Here is a 16612-nt window from a genome sequence, read left to right on the forward strand (position 1 = left end):
AGCGCGACGATGAAACCTCTTCATTGGTGCGATTACTGCATGCGAGCGGGCGCGCAGGGCAATCGCCGATGACAGGGGCCTCCCCATTGCTTTGCAACAGGGAGGATCCGGCGTCAGAACACCGGATCGAAGCCGGGGGGCAGTTCGCTGGCGGGGCCGTCTTCCTGGCCGGGGACGTGGATGCCGCATTCGGTCTTGTCCCAGCCCTTCCAGCGGCCCGAGCGCGGGTCTTCGCCGGGCGCCACCTTGCTGGTGCAGGGCATGCAGCCGATCGAGGGATAGCCTTCGGCCACCAGCGGATGCGGAGGCAGGGCGTGCTCCTCGATATAGGCGGCGAGGCGCTGCGCCGACCAGTCGATCAGCGGGTTGATCTTGAGGCGGCCCTGGCTGTCCGAGGTGTCGATCTCGAAGCGCGGCAGACTGGAGCGGGTGGCGGCCTGGAACGACTTGCGACCCGTCAGCGAGGCGTCGAAGCCGAGCAGCGCCTTGGCCAGCGGCTTGACCTTGCGGATTTCGCAGCAGCCGTCCGGGTCCCACGACCAGCGCAGCCCGTTCTCGTCCTTCCTGGCCAGTTCGGCCGCGTCGGGGGTCAGGTTGACGAGGTTGGTCAGGCCGATGCGCTCGACCAGCAGGTCGCGGTAGGCCAGCGTCTCGGGGAAATGCTTGCCGGTCTCGAGGAACAGCACCGGAACCCCGGGATCGACCTGCGCGACGAGATGCAGCAGCACCGCGCTTTCCGCGCCGAAACTGGACACGATCGCGAGCTCGCCCGCCATGCGTTCCTTGAGCAGCGTCTCGAGCATCTCGCTCGTGTCGGTGCCGCGGAACAGGCGGTTGAGGCGCACCGCATCGGCCTCGGCGAACCGGGGGCCGGTGTCGATGAGGTCGCGGACGCGATCGGTTTCGGTTTCAGCACGGAGCATGGGTTATCCTTAAGCCGGGCTCAGGCGGGGTGCCGCCTGGCCCAGATCGCCTGGCGGCCGTCGACGGCGGTCGCCTGGTAGACGTTGTCCCAGCGGCCAAACGCATTCTGCGCGTCGCCGGGGTTGAGCGCCTTGTCGGGCGCGAAGGCATCGAAGCCGCAGCGCTGGAGATGGGCGAGCATGTCGATCACCAGATCGCCCACGGCGCGCAGCTCACCCTTGTAGCCGGCTTCGCGCAGGATGCGGGCGGACGAGTAGCCGCGCCCGTCGGTCCATGCCGGGAAGCTGACTTCGACCAGCGACAGGCGGTCCAGCTGCGGCAGCAGGGTGCGCGCATCGTCGCCCGGCTCGATGCGGACGGCGGTGGCGTTGGACTGCTCGGCGAAGGAATCGACCGTCACGGCGGGGTCGTTGACCGGCTCGTCGTCACGGAAGCGGAACTGGACTTCAACCATAGATAGCCTCCTTGAACGGATCCATGCCGATACGGCGATAGGTGTCGAGGAAGCGCTCCTCGCCCTGCTTGTTGGCGAGGTAGACTTGCGTGGCCTTTTCGATCGCGTCGACGACGCCGTCCTCGGTGAAGCCGGGGCCGATGATCTTGGCGAGCGAGGTGTCCGCGCCCTCGCTGCCGCCGAACAGGAGCTGGTAGTTTTCCAGGCCCTTCTTGTCGACGCCGAGGATGCCGATGTGGCCGGCATGGTGGTGGCCGCAGGCATTGATGCAGCCCGAGATCTTGAGCTTCAGCTCGCCGATCTCCGCCTGCTTCTCGGGCGCGGCGAAGCGCTGCGAGATCTTCTGCGCGAGCGGGATCGAACGCGCGTTGGCGAGGCTGCAGTAGTCGAGACCGGGGCAGGCGATGATGTCGCCCACCATGTCGAGGTTGGCGGTGCCGATGCCGGCTTCGTCGAGCGCCTTCCACACGGCGTAGAGGTCGGCCTTGCGCACGTGGGGCAGGACGATGTTCTGCGCGTGGGTGACACGCAGTTCGTCGAACGAATAGTCGCGGCCGAGGTCTGCCATCAGGCGGATCTGGTCGGCGGTGGCGTCGCCCGGAATGCCGCCGACGGGCTTGAGGCTGATCGTCGCGACGACGTAGCCCGGCTGCTTGTGGGCCTGCGTGTTGCGCTGGACCCAGAGGCGGAAATCGGGATCGGAGAGGTCGATGTCATCCGACAGGCCGGCCTCGAAGGCGGGATCGGCGAAGTGCGCCTTGATGCGCTCCAGCTCGGCGAGCGGGGGCTCGATCGGCTGTGTGAGCAGGTGGGCGAACTCCTCCTCGACCTGGCGGACGTATTCGTCGCGGCCCAGTTCGTGGACGAGGATCTTGATGCGCGCCTTGTACTTGTTGTCGCGGCGGCCATAGCGGTTGTAGACGCGCAAGGCGGCTTCGGAGAACGTGATCAGCTGGTCGAGCGGCACGAATTCGCGGATCATCGGCGCGATCATCGGCGTGCGGCCCATGCCGCCCCCGGCGTAGAACTGCGCGCCGATCTCGCCGGCGTCGTTCTTCACCATCTTGATGCCGATGTCGTGGAGGCGCATCGCCGCGCGGTCGGTGTCCGACGCGATGACGCAGATCTTGAACTTGCGCGGCAGCACCAGAAACTCGGGGTGGAAGCTCGACCACTGGCGAAGCAGTTCCGCGTAGGGGCGCGGGTCGATCACCTCGTCGGCCGCGGCGCCGGCGAACTGGTCGGAGCTGATGTTGCGGATGCAGTTGCCGCTGGTCTGGATGGCATGCATCTCCACCTTCGCCAGCTCGGCGAGGATGTCGGGCGTGTCCTCCAGCTTGATCCAGTTGTACTGGATGTTCTGGCGCGTGGTGAAGTGGCCGTAGCCACGGTCGTACTTGTCCGCGATGTCGCCCAGCAGGCGCATCTGCACGCTGCTCAGCGTGCCGTAGGGCACGGCGACGCGCAGCATGTAGGCGTGCAGCTGGAGGTACAGGCCGTTCTGCAGGCGCAGCGGCTTGAACTGGTCCTCGGTCAGCTCGCCAGAGAGACGGCGGCGCACCTGGTCGCGGAATTCCTCGACCCGGGTATCGACCATCTGCTGGTCGTATTCGTCGTACTTGTACATCAGATCACCCAGTTCAGGTCGGCGGGGTGGGAAGGCTTGACCGTCAGGTCGAGGCGCACGGTGGGGCCGAAGGCGCGGATACGCTCCTTGATGTGGCCCGGGCGCACGCCCTCGTCGGTCTTGGTGGCATCCACCACATAAGCGGCGAAGACGTTCTGGACGCCTTCCTCGCGCGCGATGATCGCGGCGCCGTGCTCGCCCACGTCGGCGGATTCGTCGACGTCGAGCGACCAGCCCACGCCGGTCCACCAGGTGACCGCACCGGTCTTGAGGTCGTTGCCCGTCAGGATCTTCACTGTACTGCCTCCAGCGCAGCTGCGCGAATGGTGTTGTCGTTTTCAACGGCGACCTGGCCGATAACGATAAGCGCGGGGCTTTGCACCCTCTCGCTTTCCACAAGATGCGAAAGACCGGCCAGCGACGAGCGCAGCACCCGCATGTCGGCGCGCGTGGCGTTTTCGATCACCGCGACGGGCACGTCGGGGGCGAGGCCGTCGGCGATCAGCTTCTCGGTGATCTGGGCGGCGGTGGCGAGGCCCATGAAGATCACCAGCGTGCGGCCCCTGCCGGCAAGGCCCGACCAGTCCTGGTCCGACAGGCCCTTGCACTGGCCCGCCACGAAGCTGACGATCGAGGCATGGTCGCGGTGGGTGAGGGGGATCTGCGCGGCGGCGGCGGCGCCCATCGCCGAGGAGATGCCGGGCACCACCTCGACATGAACACCGGCGGCGCGGCAGGCTTCGGCTTCCTCGCCGCCGCGTCCGAACACGAAGGGATCGCCGCCCTTGAGGCGGATCACGTCGTTGCCCGCCAGTGCCTCGCGCACGAGGAGGGCATTGATGTCGTCCTGCTTCATGGTGTGGCGCGAGCGGCTCTTGGCGACCGAGACCATGCGGGCAGACGGGCGGACCATCGCCAGGATCGCCGGATCGACGAGTCCGTCATGCACCACCAGCGCGGCGCCCAGCAGCAGCCGCGCGGCGCGCAGGGTCAGCAGATCGGGGTCGCCGGGGCCGGCGCCGACCAGATAGACCTTGCCCGCGATGGGCTCCTTGCGGCCGACGGAGGGGAAATTCGATTCCATGGTGGCGCAGATGGCGCTGAACGCCCCGCCGCGCCAGCCATAATGGCTTTCCCGGTGGTTAGGGGAGCTTTACGGTGATCGGCCCGGCGATGGGGCCATTCCGGCAATAATCGGAAAAGTCCGTAAATCGCACGGGGGAAGCCGCATTAATCGGGTCATTTAACCGAATCTTAACTGCACCAGTGGACGCTTCGCGCTATCCTAGGAGGCGCTATAATGCCCATTGCGGCTCATTTCGAAGTTAACAAGGCTGACGACGGACGCCCGCGAGCCGAGCGCCGCCGTCTGCTGCTCGAAACGCAAGGCGCGCTGGCATCCGGTGCCGAGACCCAGGTCGTCCTGCACAACTTCTCGCAGACCGGCGTCCTGCTCGAAAGCCAGGTCGACCTCGAGATAGGGGAATTCCTCGAGATCGACCTGCCCGAGTGCCCCCAGGCCCGCGCCCGCGTGATCTGGGCCAGCGGCCGGCTTTATGGCTGCGCGTTCGAAACGCAGATACCCGCCGCGACGCTGAGCGCCGCGCAGTTGCGTAGCGCCGTCCAGGCCGAGGCGCCGCCCACGCCGGCCGGACCCAGCCCGATCGGCGGGGAAAGCCTGGGCGAGCGGCTCCACCGCCTGCGCAAGCTGCGCGGACTGACGCAGGGCGAACTCGCCAGCCGCCTCGGCGTCAGCAAGCCGACGGTATGGGCGTGGGAACAGGGCCGCGCCCGGCCGATCGAGGAGCGCATCGAGGCCATCGCCGAAGCGCTCGGCGTCGAAAGCGCGGACCTGCGCCCCAGCCGCACGGTGCCGGGCCTGAGCGACCTGATCGCCCGCTGCCGCGACCAGATCGCCTCGGCCATGGAAACCGCGCCGGAAAAGGTGCGGATCATGATCGAGCTGTGACCGGGGTGCGCTGCGGTTGTCTACGGATCGCGGCGCCAATCACAATTTCATATGTCGCGGTGAAGTTTCGGTATTTCCGAGAACGTGGATCAATGGTAAACAAAATTATAAGAATATAATTTGTATAATCCAGTTAGCTAACAGAACTAATTTAAAAAAATATGATGTTGATTTGAAGGATGACGGGGAAATTTGGGATCTTGATGCGTTTGACAAACTCATGGCTGATGGATTGCTATTTCAATAACGGTCTTCACGGTCGTTCATTCCGTCGATTCGTTGCAGGCGGGACATTCGGGACGCACTCGGCATGGGCATGAATTTCACGTTTCAGGAAAGCTCCGTCCTCTACGGCATGCTGGCCGAGAGCACGACCGACGTCATTCTCAAGACCGACCCCAAGGGGTTCATCGTCCACGCCACGTCCGCGATCTCCGACCTCGGCAACGGCGAGCCTGCGCCGGGCGCGCTGGTGGGGCCGCATCTCCTCGATCTCGTCGCGCCCGAGGCCAAGCAGCAGGTGTCGCGCGCCCACGCCCGCGCCATGGCCGGGGAGGATGTCGACTGGATCGAGTTCCCCGCGCTGACCCGCGACAGCCGCAAGCGCTGGTTCGAAATCCGCCTGCGCGCGCTGCTGCGCCACGACGGCGCGCCCTACGGCGTGCTCGGCGTGATGCGCAACGTCGACGAACTGCGCTCGCTCAGCGAGCGGCTGTTCACCGCGACCTACACCGACCCGCTCACCGGACTGACCAACCGCACCGCGTTCATCTCGATGCTGGAGCACATGCTGGAAGCCGGGATGGACGGCTGCCTCGCGCTGTTCAGCATCGATTTCTTCCGCACCATCAACATGCAGTACGGGCAGACCGTGGGCGACGAGGTGCTCATGGTGTTCTCCGATCTCCTGCGCGAGATGCTGCGCACCGAGGACATCATCTCGCGCATCGGCTCCGAGCGCTTCGCGGTGATCCTGCCGCGCGTCTCCGCGGTGGAGGCGGAAGGCATTTGCCGGCGGGTGGTGACCACCCTGGCGGAACTCAAGCAGAAGGTCGGCACCAGCCACTTCGAGATGACCGCCAGCGCCAGCGTCGCCCGCATCGGCACGAGCCTCGATTCCACCATCGAGCGCGCCGAGATGGCGCTGTTCGTCGCCAAGGCCAAAGGCCGCAACCGCCTGGAAATGGAAAAGCCGGTCAGGCTGGCGGTGGGGTGAGGCGGGGCGCGCGGCCGTCCTGAGGTCTGCGTGGAATGCCGTGCGGAACGGCACCCGTGACGCGGCCGGTGCCCCGCTTTTCGCCGGGATCAGACAGGCTCAGGCGGAAATCCGGAAAACCCGTCGCCCTCGCGAAGGCGGGGTCCCCGCTTCCTCTGCAAACCCATCTGTGACCTCGACATTGGCTACGATGTTCGCATGTCGCATCGACGCCGTGGGTTCAAGCCTTGTGGCTTGCGAGCACGCAGCCTGTAGAGCGGGTTGGATCGGGATTTGTGCTTTCATCGGCGGATGGTTCGTGGTTGTGTTGTGGTGGAAACCAAAGCGGTAGTTTCCCGCCCTATGCGATCACCGTTTTTAGGGCGTGACGCGACAGCTCGTTCTCCCTCGCGGGCCGAGGCGCACGCTGTAACCGGAATCAAGGAGGGCACCATGGGCGTGACGGGCATCGGCGGCATGTTCTTCCGGTCGGAAAACCCCGACGCCCTGCTGAAGTGGTACCGCGAGCACCTCGGCGTCGTCATGGCAGGGCACGAACCCTGGCAGCAATCGGGCGGGCCGACGGTGTTCATGCCCTTCGCGCGCAGCACCAGCTACTGGCCCGACGACAAGCAGTGGATGATAAACTTCCGCGTCACCGATCTTGACGACATTCTGGTCACCTTGCGCAAGGCCGATATCGAGGTGGTCACGGACCCGGCATGGGACTCGGCGGAGGCCGGCCGCTTCGCCCACATCCACGATCCCGAGGGCAACCCGATCGAGCTGTGGGAACCGCCGGCCGAGTAGCCGGGGCGACAATCCGTTTTCCTACTGATCCGGCGCGGGGTTACCCTCGCCGGCATGGTCCAGCCCGGCGTTTTTCCTTCGATGCAAAGGCCTTGCGCGCCCCGCAAGGCGACAGGTTTACACGCAAGGCGACAGCGGCGAGCCAGGGTGGCACTTTTCTCTCTGGACCGTGTAAACCGTGTAAACCTGTGTCGCCTTGCGCCGACTTGCCGAGCGGGACTCTAGGGTGCCTCGTCGCTGCCCTGCCGGCCGCGAATCGCCTCGATCAGGTCGCGCATCGCCTCGGTTTCCCGCAGGTTGAGGTCGCGCTGGGGGAAGGGCACCTTGATGCCGCTCTCGCGCATCAGCCGCCAGAGCGTCTTGAGCACGTCGGAGCGCACGTTGCCGATGCCTTCCTCGGGGTCGGTGATCCAGCAGTGGATGACGAAGGCGATGCCGTTCTCGGCGAAGCTGTCGAGCCAGACGGTCGGCGGCGGCGCCGCCAGCACCCGCGGGACCGAGCGGGCGGATGCGAGCATCAGCTCCTCGGCCTGCTCGATGTCGCAGGCGTAGGGGATCACGACGGGGACCTGGATGCGCACGTTGCGGCTGGAGTAGGACCAGTTCTCGACCTGATTGATCATCAGGTTCTCGTTCGGGATCAGGTATTCCTTCTGGTCGCGCGTGGTGAGCGAGACGGCGCGGATGCCGATCCGGCGGATCTGGCCGAAGGTGTACTGGCCGCCCTGGTCAGTAATGGCTATGACGTCGCCGGGCTTGATCGACTTGTCCATCAGCAGGATGATCCCGGCGATGAGATTGCCGAAGGTCTTCTGCAGGCCGAAGCCGATGGCGAGGCCGAAGGCGCCGGAGAACACCGTCAGCGCGGTGAGGTCGAGGCCCAGCACGTCGATGCCGACGAGGATCGCGATCGCCCAGATGAACAGGCTGGCCATCTTCTCGGTCAGCAGCCGCTGCGTCACGTCGAGCCCGGTGGCCCGCGCGAGGATGCGGCTGGACAGGCGGCTGGCGCTCCAGGCCACGGTGATGACCAGCGCCAGCACCGAGACGACGACGACGAAGTCCCAGACCGAAAAGCGGGTGGCGCCCACCTGCAGGGCGAGCCGGTCGAGCGTGTTGACGACGTCGCCCACCGTATCGCTCCGCGAGGATACGGCGTCCTTGATCCCGTCGGCGCCGGACATCTGCGGCTGGCGGATCACCACCGCCGTCGCCGTGGCGGTGGGAGAGGGCGTGGCGGCGGCGACCGCGGCGCTCACGGCTCGCGCCAGGCGGCGAGCGCCCGCTCGATGTCGGCGATGAGGTCGGCCGGGTCCTCGAGCCCGATGGCGAGGCGCACGCCGTGACGGTCGCCCTCCTGCGCGGGCCCGGGCGGCCAGGGCATCTGGCTGCGGTAGCCCGATGGCTCGATCGGCAGCGCGAGGCTCTCGAACCCGCCCCAGGAGTAGCCGATGCCGAACAGCTGCAGCGCATCGACGAAGCGGTTGCGCGCGGCGGCCGTGGAGCCCTTGAAGACGAAGCTGAACAGGCCGCAGCCGCCGGTGAAATCGCGGGTCCAGATATCGTGCCCCGGCGCGCCCGGCAGCATCGGGCAGAGCACTTGCGCCACTTCCGGGCGCCCGGCGAGGTAGCGGGCGATGGCAAGCGCGCTGTCGGTCTCGTGCCGGAGGCGCAGGTGCAGCGTGCGCAGGCCGCGCAGGACCAGCGCCGCGTCGTCGGGCGAGACGACGGTGCCCAGCTGCTGCGCGCGCTGGCGCAGCCGGGCATACAGCGCCGGGCCGGCGCTGGCGCTGCCCATCATGACGTCGGAATGGCCGCCGACGTGCTTGGTCAGCGCCATGAGCGAGATGTCGATCCCGCGCTCCAGGGCGGGGAAGCCGAGCGAACTCGCCCAGGTGTTGTCGAGCACCGAGACCACGCCCTTTTCGCGAGCGATGCGGGCCAGCGCGGGCAGGTCGGCCATCTCCATCGAGAGACTTCCGGGGGCTTCGAGCAGGACGGCGCGGGTGCGATCGCAGAACAGCGCCTCGTAACCGGCGATGTCGAGCGGGTCGAAGAAGCGGGGCTCGATGCCGAGGTCGGTCAGCAGGCCCTTGCCCATCGTCCGGGTGGGATCATAGGCGTTGTCGCTGATCAGCACGACATCGCCCGGCCGCAGCAGGGTGAGCATGACGCCGGCGATGGCGGCGACGCCCGAGGGATAGAGCACGGTCCCCGCCGCACCCGGCTCGATCGCCGTCAGCGCGTCGCTGAGCGCCCACTGCGTCGGCGCGCCGCGCCGGCCGTAGAAGAAGCGCCCGTCCTCGTTGCGGCTTGGTCCCTCGGCGAGCGCGGCGGTGTCGGGGTAAAGGTGGGTGCTGGCGCGCCAGACCGGTGGGTTGACCACCGGCCCGGTCCACTCGCTGCGGCGCCCGGCACCGACGATCCGGGTCGCATCCGACAGGTCGCCCGGGCGCTTGCTGCTATCCAATGTCATCTCCGCATGTGGTCACGCTGGACCCTAGGACACTTTCGGGGGGCGGGGAAACAGCCGAAGCGGGCTTTGTTCATCCGGCCGCGCGGTGCTGGTCGGGCTTCAGCGGATAGGCGCGGGCGGCCTCCACCTCACGCGCCGCCAGCTGGCGATGCTCCTGCGGCCCGGTGTCGAGACGTACCGGGGACAGGGCCGCGGCGCCGCCGTCGACGCCGACGGTGAAGACGCGGCGCAGCGCCGGCAGGCCGCTTTCGCCAACCAGGCAGAGGCGAACGAGCGGCACGAAGAACGAGGCGTTGGCCTGCTGCAGCGGGCGGATCGCGCTGAGGGGCAGTTGCAGCTCGCCCTTCAGCGTCAGGGTCTCCCCGGCCGGGAGCGCAGGCACGGCCTTGAGCGAGGCCAGCGACTCGAGCGGGGGCGCGAGCTGTTGCTCGGGCGGGATCGAGGCATGGGCGCCGATCATGTCGCCCAGCAGGTGCCCGGCCGGAAGATCGGTCGTAGCGGTGATCGACAACTGGTACTGCAGCGTCGCATAGACCAGCGACAGCCGCAGCCCGAGCGGCTCGAACGAAAGCGTGACGGGTGCGGGAACAGGCGCCGGTTCGCGCGGGGCAAAGGCAGGTGGCGGAACGACCGGAACAGGCGCCGCGGGCATGTTCACGAGCTTCGGAGCGGGCGGCGTTTCGGCGGCGAGGGGCGGGGTGTCCTCGGGCTCGGTCCCGTCCGAACTCTCCGCAGCGGCGCGACGGCGACGCAGCAGGGCGGCGAGCGCGCCCAATGCGACGAGCAGTGCCAGTGGCGCTGCCCACCACCAGATCGGCCAGGAAGTCTCCGTGGTCCCGGCAGGAGCCGCTTCGGCCGGTGGAGCCGAGGCTGGAGCCTCTGAAACGGGCGCTTCCGGCGGTTCTGAAACGGTGGGTGCGGGAGGGGCGGCGGTGGCAGGCTCGGTCGCTTCAGGCGATGGCGGGGCGAGTGCGTGGCGTGGGGACGGGGAAGGTTGCGGGCCGGGCGCCGTACTCGCGGGAGGCGGCGGAGCGGGTCTCAGGGTCGGGACGGGCGTGGGTGCAGGCCGGACAGGCGCGGGGCTCTGCGTCCGGGCAGGCTCCGCGCTGGGGCGGACGACCGGGTTCTGCCCATCGACAGGCCCCTGCACACGCGGAGCGCTGGGCGTTGCGGTCGGTTCCGGCAGCGTCCAGGTTTCTGCCGACTGGGCGATCGCCGGGCCGGGGCCTACAAATGCGAACGCCGAAATCGCGGTCGCCATCGCCGCGCGTGAAAATATGATGTTGCTGCCCCTCATGACCCTGTTACCGTCGCCCAATCCGCTGTGAACCGCGTGTTAATGCCATGCCCACACGCGGCGAGCCGTTGCAAGCCCCGGTCAATCGACGCCATACTTGTCTTGTCGATAGCTTGGAGGCATGGCCTGACACATGAGCGATACCCCGAAAGCCCCCTCCATGCCGCTGCATCTCGGGCAGCAGAGCGCACTCCCCAATTCGCCGGAACAGGCGATCCTCGATTACGTGCCCAATCCGCGCGTCGGCAGCCTCTATCTTGTGCGTTTCGCGGCGCCCGAGTTCACCTCGCTCTGCCCGGTGACCGGCCAGCCCGATTTCGCGCATCTAGTGCTCGATTACGCACCCGGTGATGCCATCGTCGAATCGAAGAGCCTCAAGCTTTTCCTCGGTTCCTTCCGCAACCACTGCGGTTTCCACGAAGACGTGACAGTCGGGATCGGCCAGCGGTTGTTCGACGAGATGAAGCCCAGGTGGCTGCGGATCGGCGGATACTGGTATCCGCGCGGCGGCATACCCATCGACGTGTTCTGGCAGTCAGGCGCTCCGCCGGAAGGGCTCTGGGTTCCCGATCAGGGCGTCCAGGGTTATCGCGGTCGGGGCTGAGGCTCAGTACGCGTCGGCGAAACGTACTCCGTTGACGCGGGTCAGGTCGATGACACCGTCGCCGATGGACGCCATCTGGCGAGCGCTCAGGCACTGCGCATAGACCGTCGGCGCTTCGGCGCGGCGAGCCGCGTCCGTGTCTAGCGCTTCGTCGAGCCCGGCGGTGCACATCGCGCGCGTTTCGTAGGTCTGGACGGGAGTGGCGAGACGCTCGCAGGCCTTGCCGTCGTCGGAGCAGGCGAACAGGGCGAGGGCGAAGAGAGTAGCGCTCATAAGATGTCTCCTTCCTGTTGAGAGAACGAGGCGCCGCCGACTTGTATCCCGCCGGCCCGAGAAAAAGCCGAGTCCGATCAATATGCTGCGCTGCGATGAAAGCGCTGGAACCTCCGGCCTCCCGGCGCGTACTACGTCCACCCATGGACCAGACAAAAGCCAAGCTCGTCATCCGCCAGGCCACCGTTGCGGATGCGCCGGCGATCGCCCGCCTCTCCGTCAAGGTCTACGGCAAGGCGGACGCCTTCACCCGCGCCGAGATACGCGGCCAGGTCATCAATTTCCCCGAAGGCCAGTTCGTCGCCGAGTACGAGGGCAAGGTCGTCGGCCACTGCGCCACGATGATCGTCACCTCCGAACTCGCGTTCAAGCCGCATACCTGGGAAGAGATCAGCAACGGCGGCTACGGCCGCCCGCCCGCGCCCGAGGGCGACGTGCTCTACGGTTTCGAGGTCTGCGTCGATCCCGACTATCGCCGCCTGCGCATCGGCCAGCGCCTCTATCGCAAGCGCCGCGAGGTCTGCCAGTACTTCGAGCTCAAGGGCATCGCCTTCGCGGGTCGCATGCCGGGATACTCGCGCCGCAAGCGCCAGTATCCCGATCCGGCGGACTACGTGCAGGCGGTGCGCGACAAGAAGGTCCGCGACCAGGTCGTCAACTTCCAGATGAACGAGGGCTACGAGCCGCGCGGCATCCTGCCCGACTACATTCCCACCGACCGTGAAAGCGGCGGCAACGCGGTCCTGATGTACTGGAGCAACCCGCTCGCCCCCCGCGATACCGGCAAGGCGGTTCCCGGCCTCAAGGAGCGCGTGCCCTCCAGCGTGCGCGTCGCCACCGTCCAGTTCCAGATGCGCAAGATCGAGGCGATCGACGAGTTCGAGGCCCAGGTCGAATACTGGATCGACGTCGCCGCCGACTACGAGAGCGACTTCGTGGTGTTCCCCGAGCTGTTCACGCTCGAACTGCTCTCGATCGAGGAAACCAAGCTCGAGCCGGTCCAGGCGATCGAGAAGGTCGCCGAATATACCGAGCGTTTCGTCGAGTTCATGCAGCGCATGGCGGTGAGCTACAACATCAACATCATCGGCGGCTCGCACCCCACCCGCGTCAAGCTGGGCGGCGGCAAGAGCGAGATCCGCAACATCGCCTATACCTTCCTGCGTGACGGCGCGGTCCACGAGACGCAGAAGCTGCACCCCACACCGTCCGAGCGGCGCTGGTGGAACGTGCGCGGCGGTTACGGCGCCAACGTCATCCAGACCGACTGCGGCCCGATCGGCGTGATGATCTGCTACGACAGCGAGTTCCCCGAGCTTGCCCGCCACCTCGTCAACCAGGGCGCGCTGATGCTGTTCGTGCCGTTCTGCACCGACGAGCGGCGCGGCTATCTGCGGGTGCGCTACTGCGCCCAGGCCCGCGCGGTGGAGAACCAGTGCTACGTCGTCACCTCCGGCGTTGTGGGCAACCTGCCCAACGTCGAGAACATGGACGTCCATTACGCCGAAAGCGCGATCCTGACGCCCAGCGACTTCCCCTTCGCCCGCGACGGCGTGGCGGCGGACACCGCGCCCAACACCGAGACCATCGCCATCGCCGACCTCAGCCTCGATGCGCTGCTGACCGCGCGCCAGTCGGGCGCGGTGCAGAACCTCAAGGACCGGCGTTTCGACCTCTACCGCGTCGAGTGGACGCAGACGAACGGCTGAGCCCGCCCAAGCGTCGGAGCGGATATTGCCGCTCCGGTGCATTCGTGATTTGGCGCGGCGCGCGCATGGGGTTATGCGCGATCGTATACCGCTTGATGGAATATCCATGATCAAAGACCCGTCTCCCCTGGCCGTACAGGGCGTCGCCAGCCAGCGCGTCGCCGATATTCTTGCCGAGCGCATCCTGTCGGGCGACCTCGCGCCCGGCGCCCGCATCAAGCAGGACGAACTGGCCGACGAACTCTCGACCAGCCGCATCCCGGTGCGCGACGCTCTGCGCATGCTCGAGGCGCGGGGGCTCGTCACCATGCGGGCCAACGCAGGCGCGCGCGTCACCAGCCTGACCCGCCGCGACCTCGAGGTGTCCTACGAAATCCGGGAGCGCATCGAGCCGCTGCTGCTGGCCGACAGCGTTCCGCACCTGACCGACCAGGACATCGCCGACCTGCGCGTGGTGATGGAGCGCAACGAGTGTGTCACCGACGTCGACGAGGCGATCGCGCTCGGCCGCGAATTCCACTGGATCACTTACCGCCGCCACTCAACGCCGCTCCTCGCCCAGATCGTCGAGCGGGTCTGGGACACCACGCAGAGCTACCGCCGCGCCTACATGAAGCTCGCGATGGGCAACACCACGACGGGCGGCGGTCGCACCCACGACATCGAGCACCAGCTGCTGTTCGACTGCATCGCCAAGCGCGAGGTCGAGACCGCGCAGGCCGCGCTCGTCATGCATATCCGGCGCACCCGCATCGGGCTCGTGCGCTATGGCCACCTGCTGAGCGGCAGCGGCGACGCGGCGCCCTATCCCCCGCCGCTCGCGGCCGAGTGACATCGCCAACGTATACATTAGCCGCTTGCACCACGCGGCAGGTAGGTTAGGCAGGCACGAGTTTCGGCCAACCGGAGAGAGCCCATTCCGATGATAACCCTCGACCAAGCCCGCACCCTGATCGCTGCCACCCGGGCCAAGGGCCGGGAGATGAGCCTCAATCCGCTGACGATCGTCGTGCTCGATTCGGGCGGTCACCTCGTCGCTATGGAGCGCGAGGACGGCTCGGGCTACGGCCGTCCCGACGTGGCGAGCGGCAAGGCGGCGGGCGCGCTGGCGATGGGCGTGTCCAGCCGCAAGCTCGGCGACATGGCCGCTGATCGCCCGCAATTCATGGCCGCGCTCTCCGCCGCCTGGAACGGCAGGCTGATCCCGGCGGCCGGCGGCGTTCTGGTCAAGGACGAGGCCGGCAACCTGCTCGGCGCCATCGGCGTCAGCGGCGACCTGTCCGACAAGGACGAGGAAGCCGCCTTCGCGGGCGTCGACGCGGCGGGTCTCGTCGCCGGCTGACGGTCTTCGCGCGCCGCAAGGCGACACCAAGTTTACACGGTTTACACGGTCCAGGGGGCAAACTGCCGTCCCGGGGCCGGAACGTGTCGCCTTGCGCGGGCAAGGCGACACGCTTGCCTTGGCGCCGAGGATCGTGCGGTAACGGGGTTGCCGGATCATGCGATGGATATACCGCACCGTCAGGCAGGTAGGAAAGCGGACTGCCCGGACGTGCCCCAAAGCGCACCTTGCCTGTAATGGCGGGTCAGCGCCCCGTTCGGGCCATTGAGCTTGGGCCGGTCCCGCTATTTCGGCAGCGTCGTCATGGGATCAGTCGTTCGGCGCGCAAACGCTCGAAGAGGGCGAAAAATGCATCGTCGGTGGGCTGATATGCGGTGAACCCCAGCCGCCGGCTTTTCGACATATCGGTCACGACCTCGATCGGGCGCCCCAGATCAGCGTCGGTGTGCCAGGGTGAGGCGAGGCGTGCGAGATCCGGCTCCGACAGTCCCTCCCGGGTCGCAATTTCGGTCCAAAGCGCCGCGTCTTGCGCCATCTGCCGTTCCAGAGGCCGCACCGTGCCGTCAAACGACGCCGCTTCGATCCCGAACCAGTCGGCGATACGGCTCCACATCCACTGCCAGCGGAAGATGTCGCCGTTGACGACGTTGAACGCTTCGTTGTGCGCGACCTCGGTCTCCGTCGCCCACAGCAGGTGACGGGCGAGTTGACCGGCGTCGGTCATGTCGGTGAGCCCCGACCATTGCGCCGCGGATCCCGGGAAGGTGAAGGGCCGTCCGGTTTCGCGGCACAGCGTCGCATAGACCGCCAGCGTCGTGCCCATGTTCATCGCATTGCCGAGGGCGAGGCCGATTACGGTGTGGGGGCGGTGCACGCTCCAGGTAAAGCAGTCACGCGCCGCCGCGGCGAAGAGCTCGTCTTCCTGTGCGTAGTAGAAATTTTCGATGTCGAGCCGATCTTGCGTCTCACGGAAAGGGGTATCGGGCAGGGCGCCCTTTCCATAGGCCTCGAAGGGCCCGAGGTAATGCTTCAGGCCGGTGACCAGCGCGACATGGCGCGGGCCGGTGGGCTTGGGCAGGCCATCCAGCATGTTGCGGACCATGGCCGAATTGACGCGGATATTCTCCGCCTCGCTGTCTTGCCGGAGCCAGGTCGAAATGAATACGGCGTCGGGATTGATCGTGCGCAGCGCCTCGGCTGTACCGGCCGGGTCCTGCAGGTCCGCCGCGACAGGTCGCACCCCGACCTGATCCGTCGGCCGTCGTGCGAGACCGTGTACCCTCCAGCCTTGATCGACCAGAAGCTTCGCCGCCGCGCTGCCGACGATGCCGCTTGCGCCTACCACCAATGCCGTCTTCGTCATGATTATCTCCTTGCGCCATCCGAACTAGGCATTGTCACCCGCACGTTCTAGACGGCACCATTTGCGACCCCAGGCACCGAAAGGTAAACACATGCAGCCCGGAACGTCCGACGATGAATGGCGGGAAGACTGCGCGCCGCGCCGCGTGTTGGAACTCTTCACAACGAAATGGACCAGCATGGTCCTGCACACTCTGCATGCCCGTCACGGTGGAAGCGCACGTACCGGCGTACTGCTGCGCAGCCTGCCGGGGATTTCCAAGAAAATGCTGACCCAGACCGTGCGGGACATGGAGGCCAGCGGGCTGCTCAGCCGGCATGTGCAGAGCACTATTCCGCCCATGGTCGAATATCACCTCACATATCTTGGCCGAAGGTTCGTCGAGCCGGTGGAGCTTCTGTATGAATGGGGCCGGGAAAACGCCGACGCGCTGGATCAGCTCGTTCCCCGTCCAAGCTCGCGCCGCTCGTAAGCAGGCCTTCGCGCCGTTCGGCCCCGCAGATAGTTGAGTGCCGGCAGTCGGCGGCTTATGCTGAACCGGCGATCGGCGCGGTTTGCTTGCTGTCTGA

The 16612-nt window shown here is 66.9% G+C and carries 18 protein-coding genes; 8 read left to right on the forward strand and 10 right to left on the reverse strand.

The window, feature by feature from the left end; all coding sequences use genetic code 11:
• Positions 1 to 113 precede the first annotated feature (113 nt).
• Genes AC07M9_RS04820 through cobA form a run of 5 tightly spaced genes read right to left on the reverse strand, consistent with a single transcriptional unit; the run spans position 114 to position 4089 of the window.
• Entirely contained in the window at positions 114 to 923 is an 810-nt protein-coding gene (locus tag AC07M9_RS04820; RefSeq protein WP_494881772.1) for a phosphoadenylyl-sulfate reductase, read from the reverse strand.
• Positions 924 to 943: 20 nt separating this feature from the next.
• Positions 944 to 1378, reverse strand: a complete 435-nt coding sequence (locus AC07M9_RS04825) for a DUF934 domain-containing protein (RefSeq protein WP_494881773.1) — start codon at positions 1376 to 1378, stop codon at positions 944 to 946.
• Positions 1371 to 3005 carry a nitrite/sulfite reductase gene (locus tag AC07M9_RS04830; protein ID WP_494881774.1) on the reverse strand — a complete coding sequence of 545 codons (1635 nt, stop codon included), beginning with the start codon at positions 3003 to 3005 and terminating at the stop codon, positions 1371 to 1373. Before AC07M9_RS04830 ends, AC07M9_RS04825 begins: the two co-directional genes overlap by 8 nt.
• On the reverse strand, positions 3005 to 3301 hold the full coding sequence (locus AC07M9_RS04835; RefSeq protein ID WP_494881776.1) for a DUF2849 domain-containing protein: 297 nt from the start codon (positions 3299 to 3301) through the stop codon (positions 3005 to 3007). The genes AC07M9_RS04830 and AC07M9_RS04835 overlap by 1 nt, the downstream gene beginning before the upstream one ends.
• On the reverse strand, positions 3298 to 4089 hold the full coding sequence (gene cobA / locus AC07M9_RS04840) for a uroporphyrinogen-III C-methyltransferase (protein WP_494881778.1): 792 nt from the start codon (positions 4087 to 4089) through the stop codon (positions 3298 to 3300). Before cobA ends, AC07M9_RS04835 begins: the two co-directional genes overlap by 4 nt.
• A gap of 216 nt (positions 4090 to 4305) precedes the next feature.
• On the opposite strand from cobA, the gene AC07M9_RS04845 reads away from it, so the two are divergent.
• The 3 genes from AC07M9_RS04845 (at position 4306) to AC07M9_RS04855 (ending at position 6979) form a co-directional block, all read left to right on the forward strand.
• A complete protein-coding gene (locus AC07M9_RS04845; RefSeq protein WP_494881780.1) occupies positions 4306 to 4974 on the forward strand; it encodes a helix-turn-helix domain-containing protein in 669 nt (222 codons plus the stop codon).
• Positions 4975 to 5290: 316 nt separating this feature from the next.
• Positions 5291 to 6190 (forward strand): GGDEF domain-containing protein, encoded by a 900-nt coding sequence (locus AC07M9_RS04850; RefSeq protein ID WP_494881782.1) that lies wholly within the window; start codon positions 5291 to 5293, stop codon positions 6188 to 6190.
• Between the two features lie 432 nt (positions 6191 to 6622).
• Complete coding sequence (locus AC07M9_RS04855) at positions 6623 to 6979, forward strand: VOC family protein (RefSeq protein WP_494881784.1); 357 nt, start codon at positions 6623 to 6625, stop codon at positions 6977 to 6979.
• 221 nt (positions 6980 to 7200) lie between these two features.
• On the opposite strand, the gene AC07M9_RS04860 is transcribed toward AC07M9_RS04855, so the two are convergent.
• From AC07M9_RS04860 to AC07M9_RS04870, 3 genes are all read right to left on the reverse strand, one after another.
• Entirely contained in the window at positions 7201 to 8238 is a 1038-nt protein-coding gene (locus AC07M9_RS04860) for a mechanosensitive ion channel family protein (RefSeq protein WP_494881786.1), read from the reverse strand.
• Positions 8235 to 9455: a cystathionine beta-lyase gene (metC, locus tag AC07M9_RS04865; RefSeq protein WP_494881788.1), complete on the reverse strand. Its 1221-nt coding sequence runs from the start codon at positions 9453 to 9455 to the stop codon at positions 8235 to 8237. The genes AC07M9_RS04860 and metC overlap by 4 nt, the downstream gene beginning before the upstream one ends.
• Positions 9456 to 9525: 70 nt before the next feature.
• Positions 9526 to 10107, reverse strand: a complete 582-nt coding sequence (locus tag AC07M9_RS04870; RefSeq protein WP_494881790.1) for a hypothetical protein — start codon at positions 10105 to 10107, stop codon at positions 9526 to 9528.
• 778 nt (positions 10108 to 10885) lie between these two features.
• On the opposite strand from AC07M9_RS04870, the gene queF reads away from it, so the two are divergent.
• Complete coding sequence (gene queF / locus AC07M9_RS04875; protein WP_494881792.1) at positions 10886 to 11356, forward strand: preQ(1) synthase; 471 nt, start codon at positions 10886 to 10888, stop codon at positions 11354 to 11356.
• A gap of 3 nt (positions 11357 to 11359) precedes the next feature.
• On the opposite strand, the gene AC07M9_RS04880 is transcribed toward queF, so the two are convergent.
• Positions 11360 to 11629 carry a hypothetical protein gene (locus tag AC07M9_RS04880; RefSeq protein ID WP_494881793.1) on the reverse strand — a complete coding sequence of 90 codons (270 nt, stop codon included), beginning with the start codon at positions 11627 to 11629 and terminating at the stop codon, positions 11360 to 11362.
• Between the two features lie 143 nt (positions 11630 to 11772).
• Here AC07M9_RS04880 and AC07M9_RS04885 point away from each other — a divergent pair, with 143 nt between their 5' ends.
• From AC07M9_RS04885 to AC07M9_RS04895, 3 genes are all read left to right on the forward strand, one after another.
• The gene (locus AC07M9_RS04885; protein WP_494881794.1) at positions 11773 to 13338 is read left to right on the forward strand and encodes a GNAT family N-acetyltransferase; all 1566 of its coding nucleotides are present in this window, start codon (positions 11773 to 11775) and stop codon (positions 13336 to 13338) included.
• Positions 13339 to 13444: 106 nt separating this feature from the next.
• Positions 13445 to 14170 (forward strand): GntR family transcriptional regulator, encoded by a 726-nt coding sequence (locus AC07M9_RS04890; protein WP_494881795.1) that lies wholly within the window; start codon positions 13445 to 13447, stop codon positions 14168 to 14170.
• Between the two features lie 90 nt (positions 14171 to 14260).
• Positions 14261 to 14680, forward strand: coding sequence for a GlcG/HbpS family heme-binding protein (locus tag AC07M9_RS04895; protein WP_494881796.1), 420 nt, complete (start codon positions 14261 to 14263; stop codon positions 14678 to 14680).
• Positions 14681 to 14981: 301 nt separating this feature from the next.
• Here the strand turns inward: AC07M9_RS04895 and AC07M9_RS04900 are convergent, their stop codons facing one another.
• Positions 14982 to 16043 carry an SDR family oxidoreductase gene (locus AC07M9_RS04900; protein ID WP_494881798.1) on the reverse strand — a complete coding sequence of 354 codons (1062 nt, stop codon included), beginning with the start codon at positions 16041 to 16043 and terminating at the stop codon, positions 14982 to 14984.
• 91 nt (positions 16044 to 16134) lie between these two features.
• Between AC07M9_RS04900 and AC07M9_RS04905 the strand changes: the two genes are divergently transcribed.
• On the forward strand, positions 16135 to 16515 hold the full coding sequence (locus AC07M9_RS04905) for a winged helix-turn-helix transcriptional regulator (RefSeq protein WP_494881799.1): 381 nt from the start codon (positions 16135 to 16137) through the stop codon (positions 16513 to 16515).
• Positions 16516 to 16612: the final 97 nt, after the last annotated feature.

Source organism: Novosphingobium sp. GW821-FHT09E05 (assembly GCF_059416165.1).

Coding starts and splice junctions, on each gene's coding strand:
- AC07M9_RS04880 (WP_494881793.1), bottom strand. CDS start 11,629: ATGAGCGCTACTCTCTTCGCCCTCGCCCTGTTCGCCTGCTCCGACGAC.
- AC07M9_RS04870 (WP_494881790.1), bottom strand. CDS start 10,107: ATGCCCGCGGCGCCTGTTCCGGTCGTTCCGCCACCTGCCTTTGCCCCG.
- AC07M9_RS04830 (WP_494881774.1), bottom strand. CDS start 3,005: ATGTACAAGTACGACGAATACGACCAGCAGATGGTCGATACCCGGGTC.
- AC07M9_RS04890 (WP_494881795.1), top strand. CDS start 13,445: ATGATCAAAGACCCGTCTCCCCTGGCCGTACAGGGCGTCGCCAGCCAG.
- queF (WP_494881792.1), top strand. CDS start 10,886: ATGAGCGATACCCCGAAAGCCCCCTCCATGCCGCTGCATCTCGGGCAG.
- AC07M9_RS04825 (WP_494881773.1), bottom strand. CDS start 1,378: ATGGTTGAAGTCCAGTTCCGCTTCCGTGACGACGAGCCGGTCAACGAC.
- AC07M9_RS04850 (WP_494881782.1), top strand. CDS start 5,291: ATGAATTTCACGTTTCAGGAAAGCTCCGTCCTCTACGGCATGCTGGCC.
- AC07M9_RS04885 (WP_494881794.1), top strand. CDS start 11,773: ATGGACCAGACAAAAGCCAAGCTCGTCATCCGCCAGGCCACCGTTGCG.
- AC07M9_RS04905 (WP_494881799.1), top strand. CDS start 16,135: ATGCAGCCCGGAACGTCCGACGATGAATGGCGGGAAGACTGCGCGCCG.
- metC (WP_494881788.1), bottom strand. CDS start 9,455: ATGACATTGGATAGCAGCAAGCGCCCGGGCGACCTGTCGGATGCGACC.
- AC07M9_RS04895 (WP_494881796.1), top strand. CDS start 14,261: ATGATAACCCTCGACCAAGCCCGCACCCTGATCGCTGCCACCCGGGCC.
- AC07M9_RS04820 (WP_494881772.1), bottom strand. CDS start 923: ATGCTCCGTGCTGAAACCGAAACCGATCGCGTCCGCGACCTCATCGAC.
- AC07M9_RS04900 (WP_494881798.1), bottom strand. CDS start 16,043: ATGACGAAGACGGCATTGGTGGTAGGCGCAAGCGGCATCGTCGGCAGC.
- AC07M9_RS04845 (WP_494881780.1), top strand. CDS start 4,306: ATGCCCATTGCGGCTCATTTCGAAGTTAACAAGGCTGACGACGGACGC.
- cobA (WP_494881778.1), bottom strand. CDS start 4,089: ATGGAATCGAATTTCCCCTCCGTCGGCCGCAAGGAGCCCATCGCGGGC.
- AC07M9_RS04855 (WP_494881784.1), top strand. CDS start 6,623: ATGGGCGTGACGGGCATCGGCGGCATGTTCTTCCGGTCGGAAAACCCC.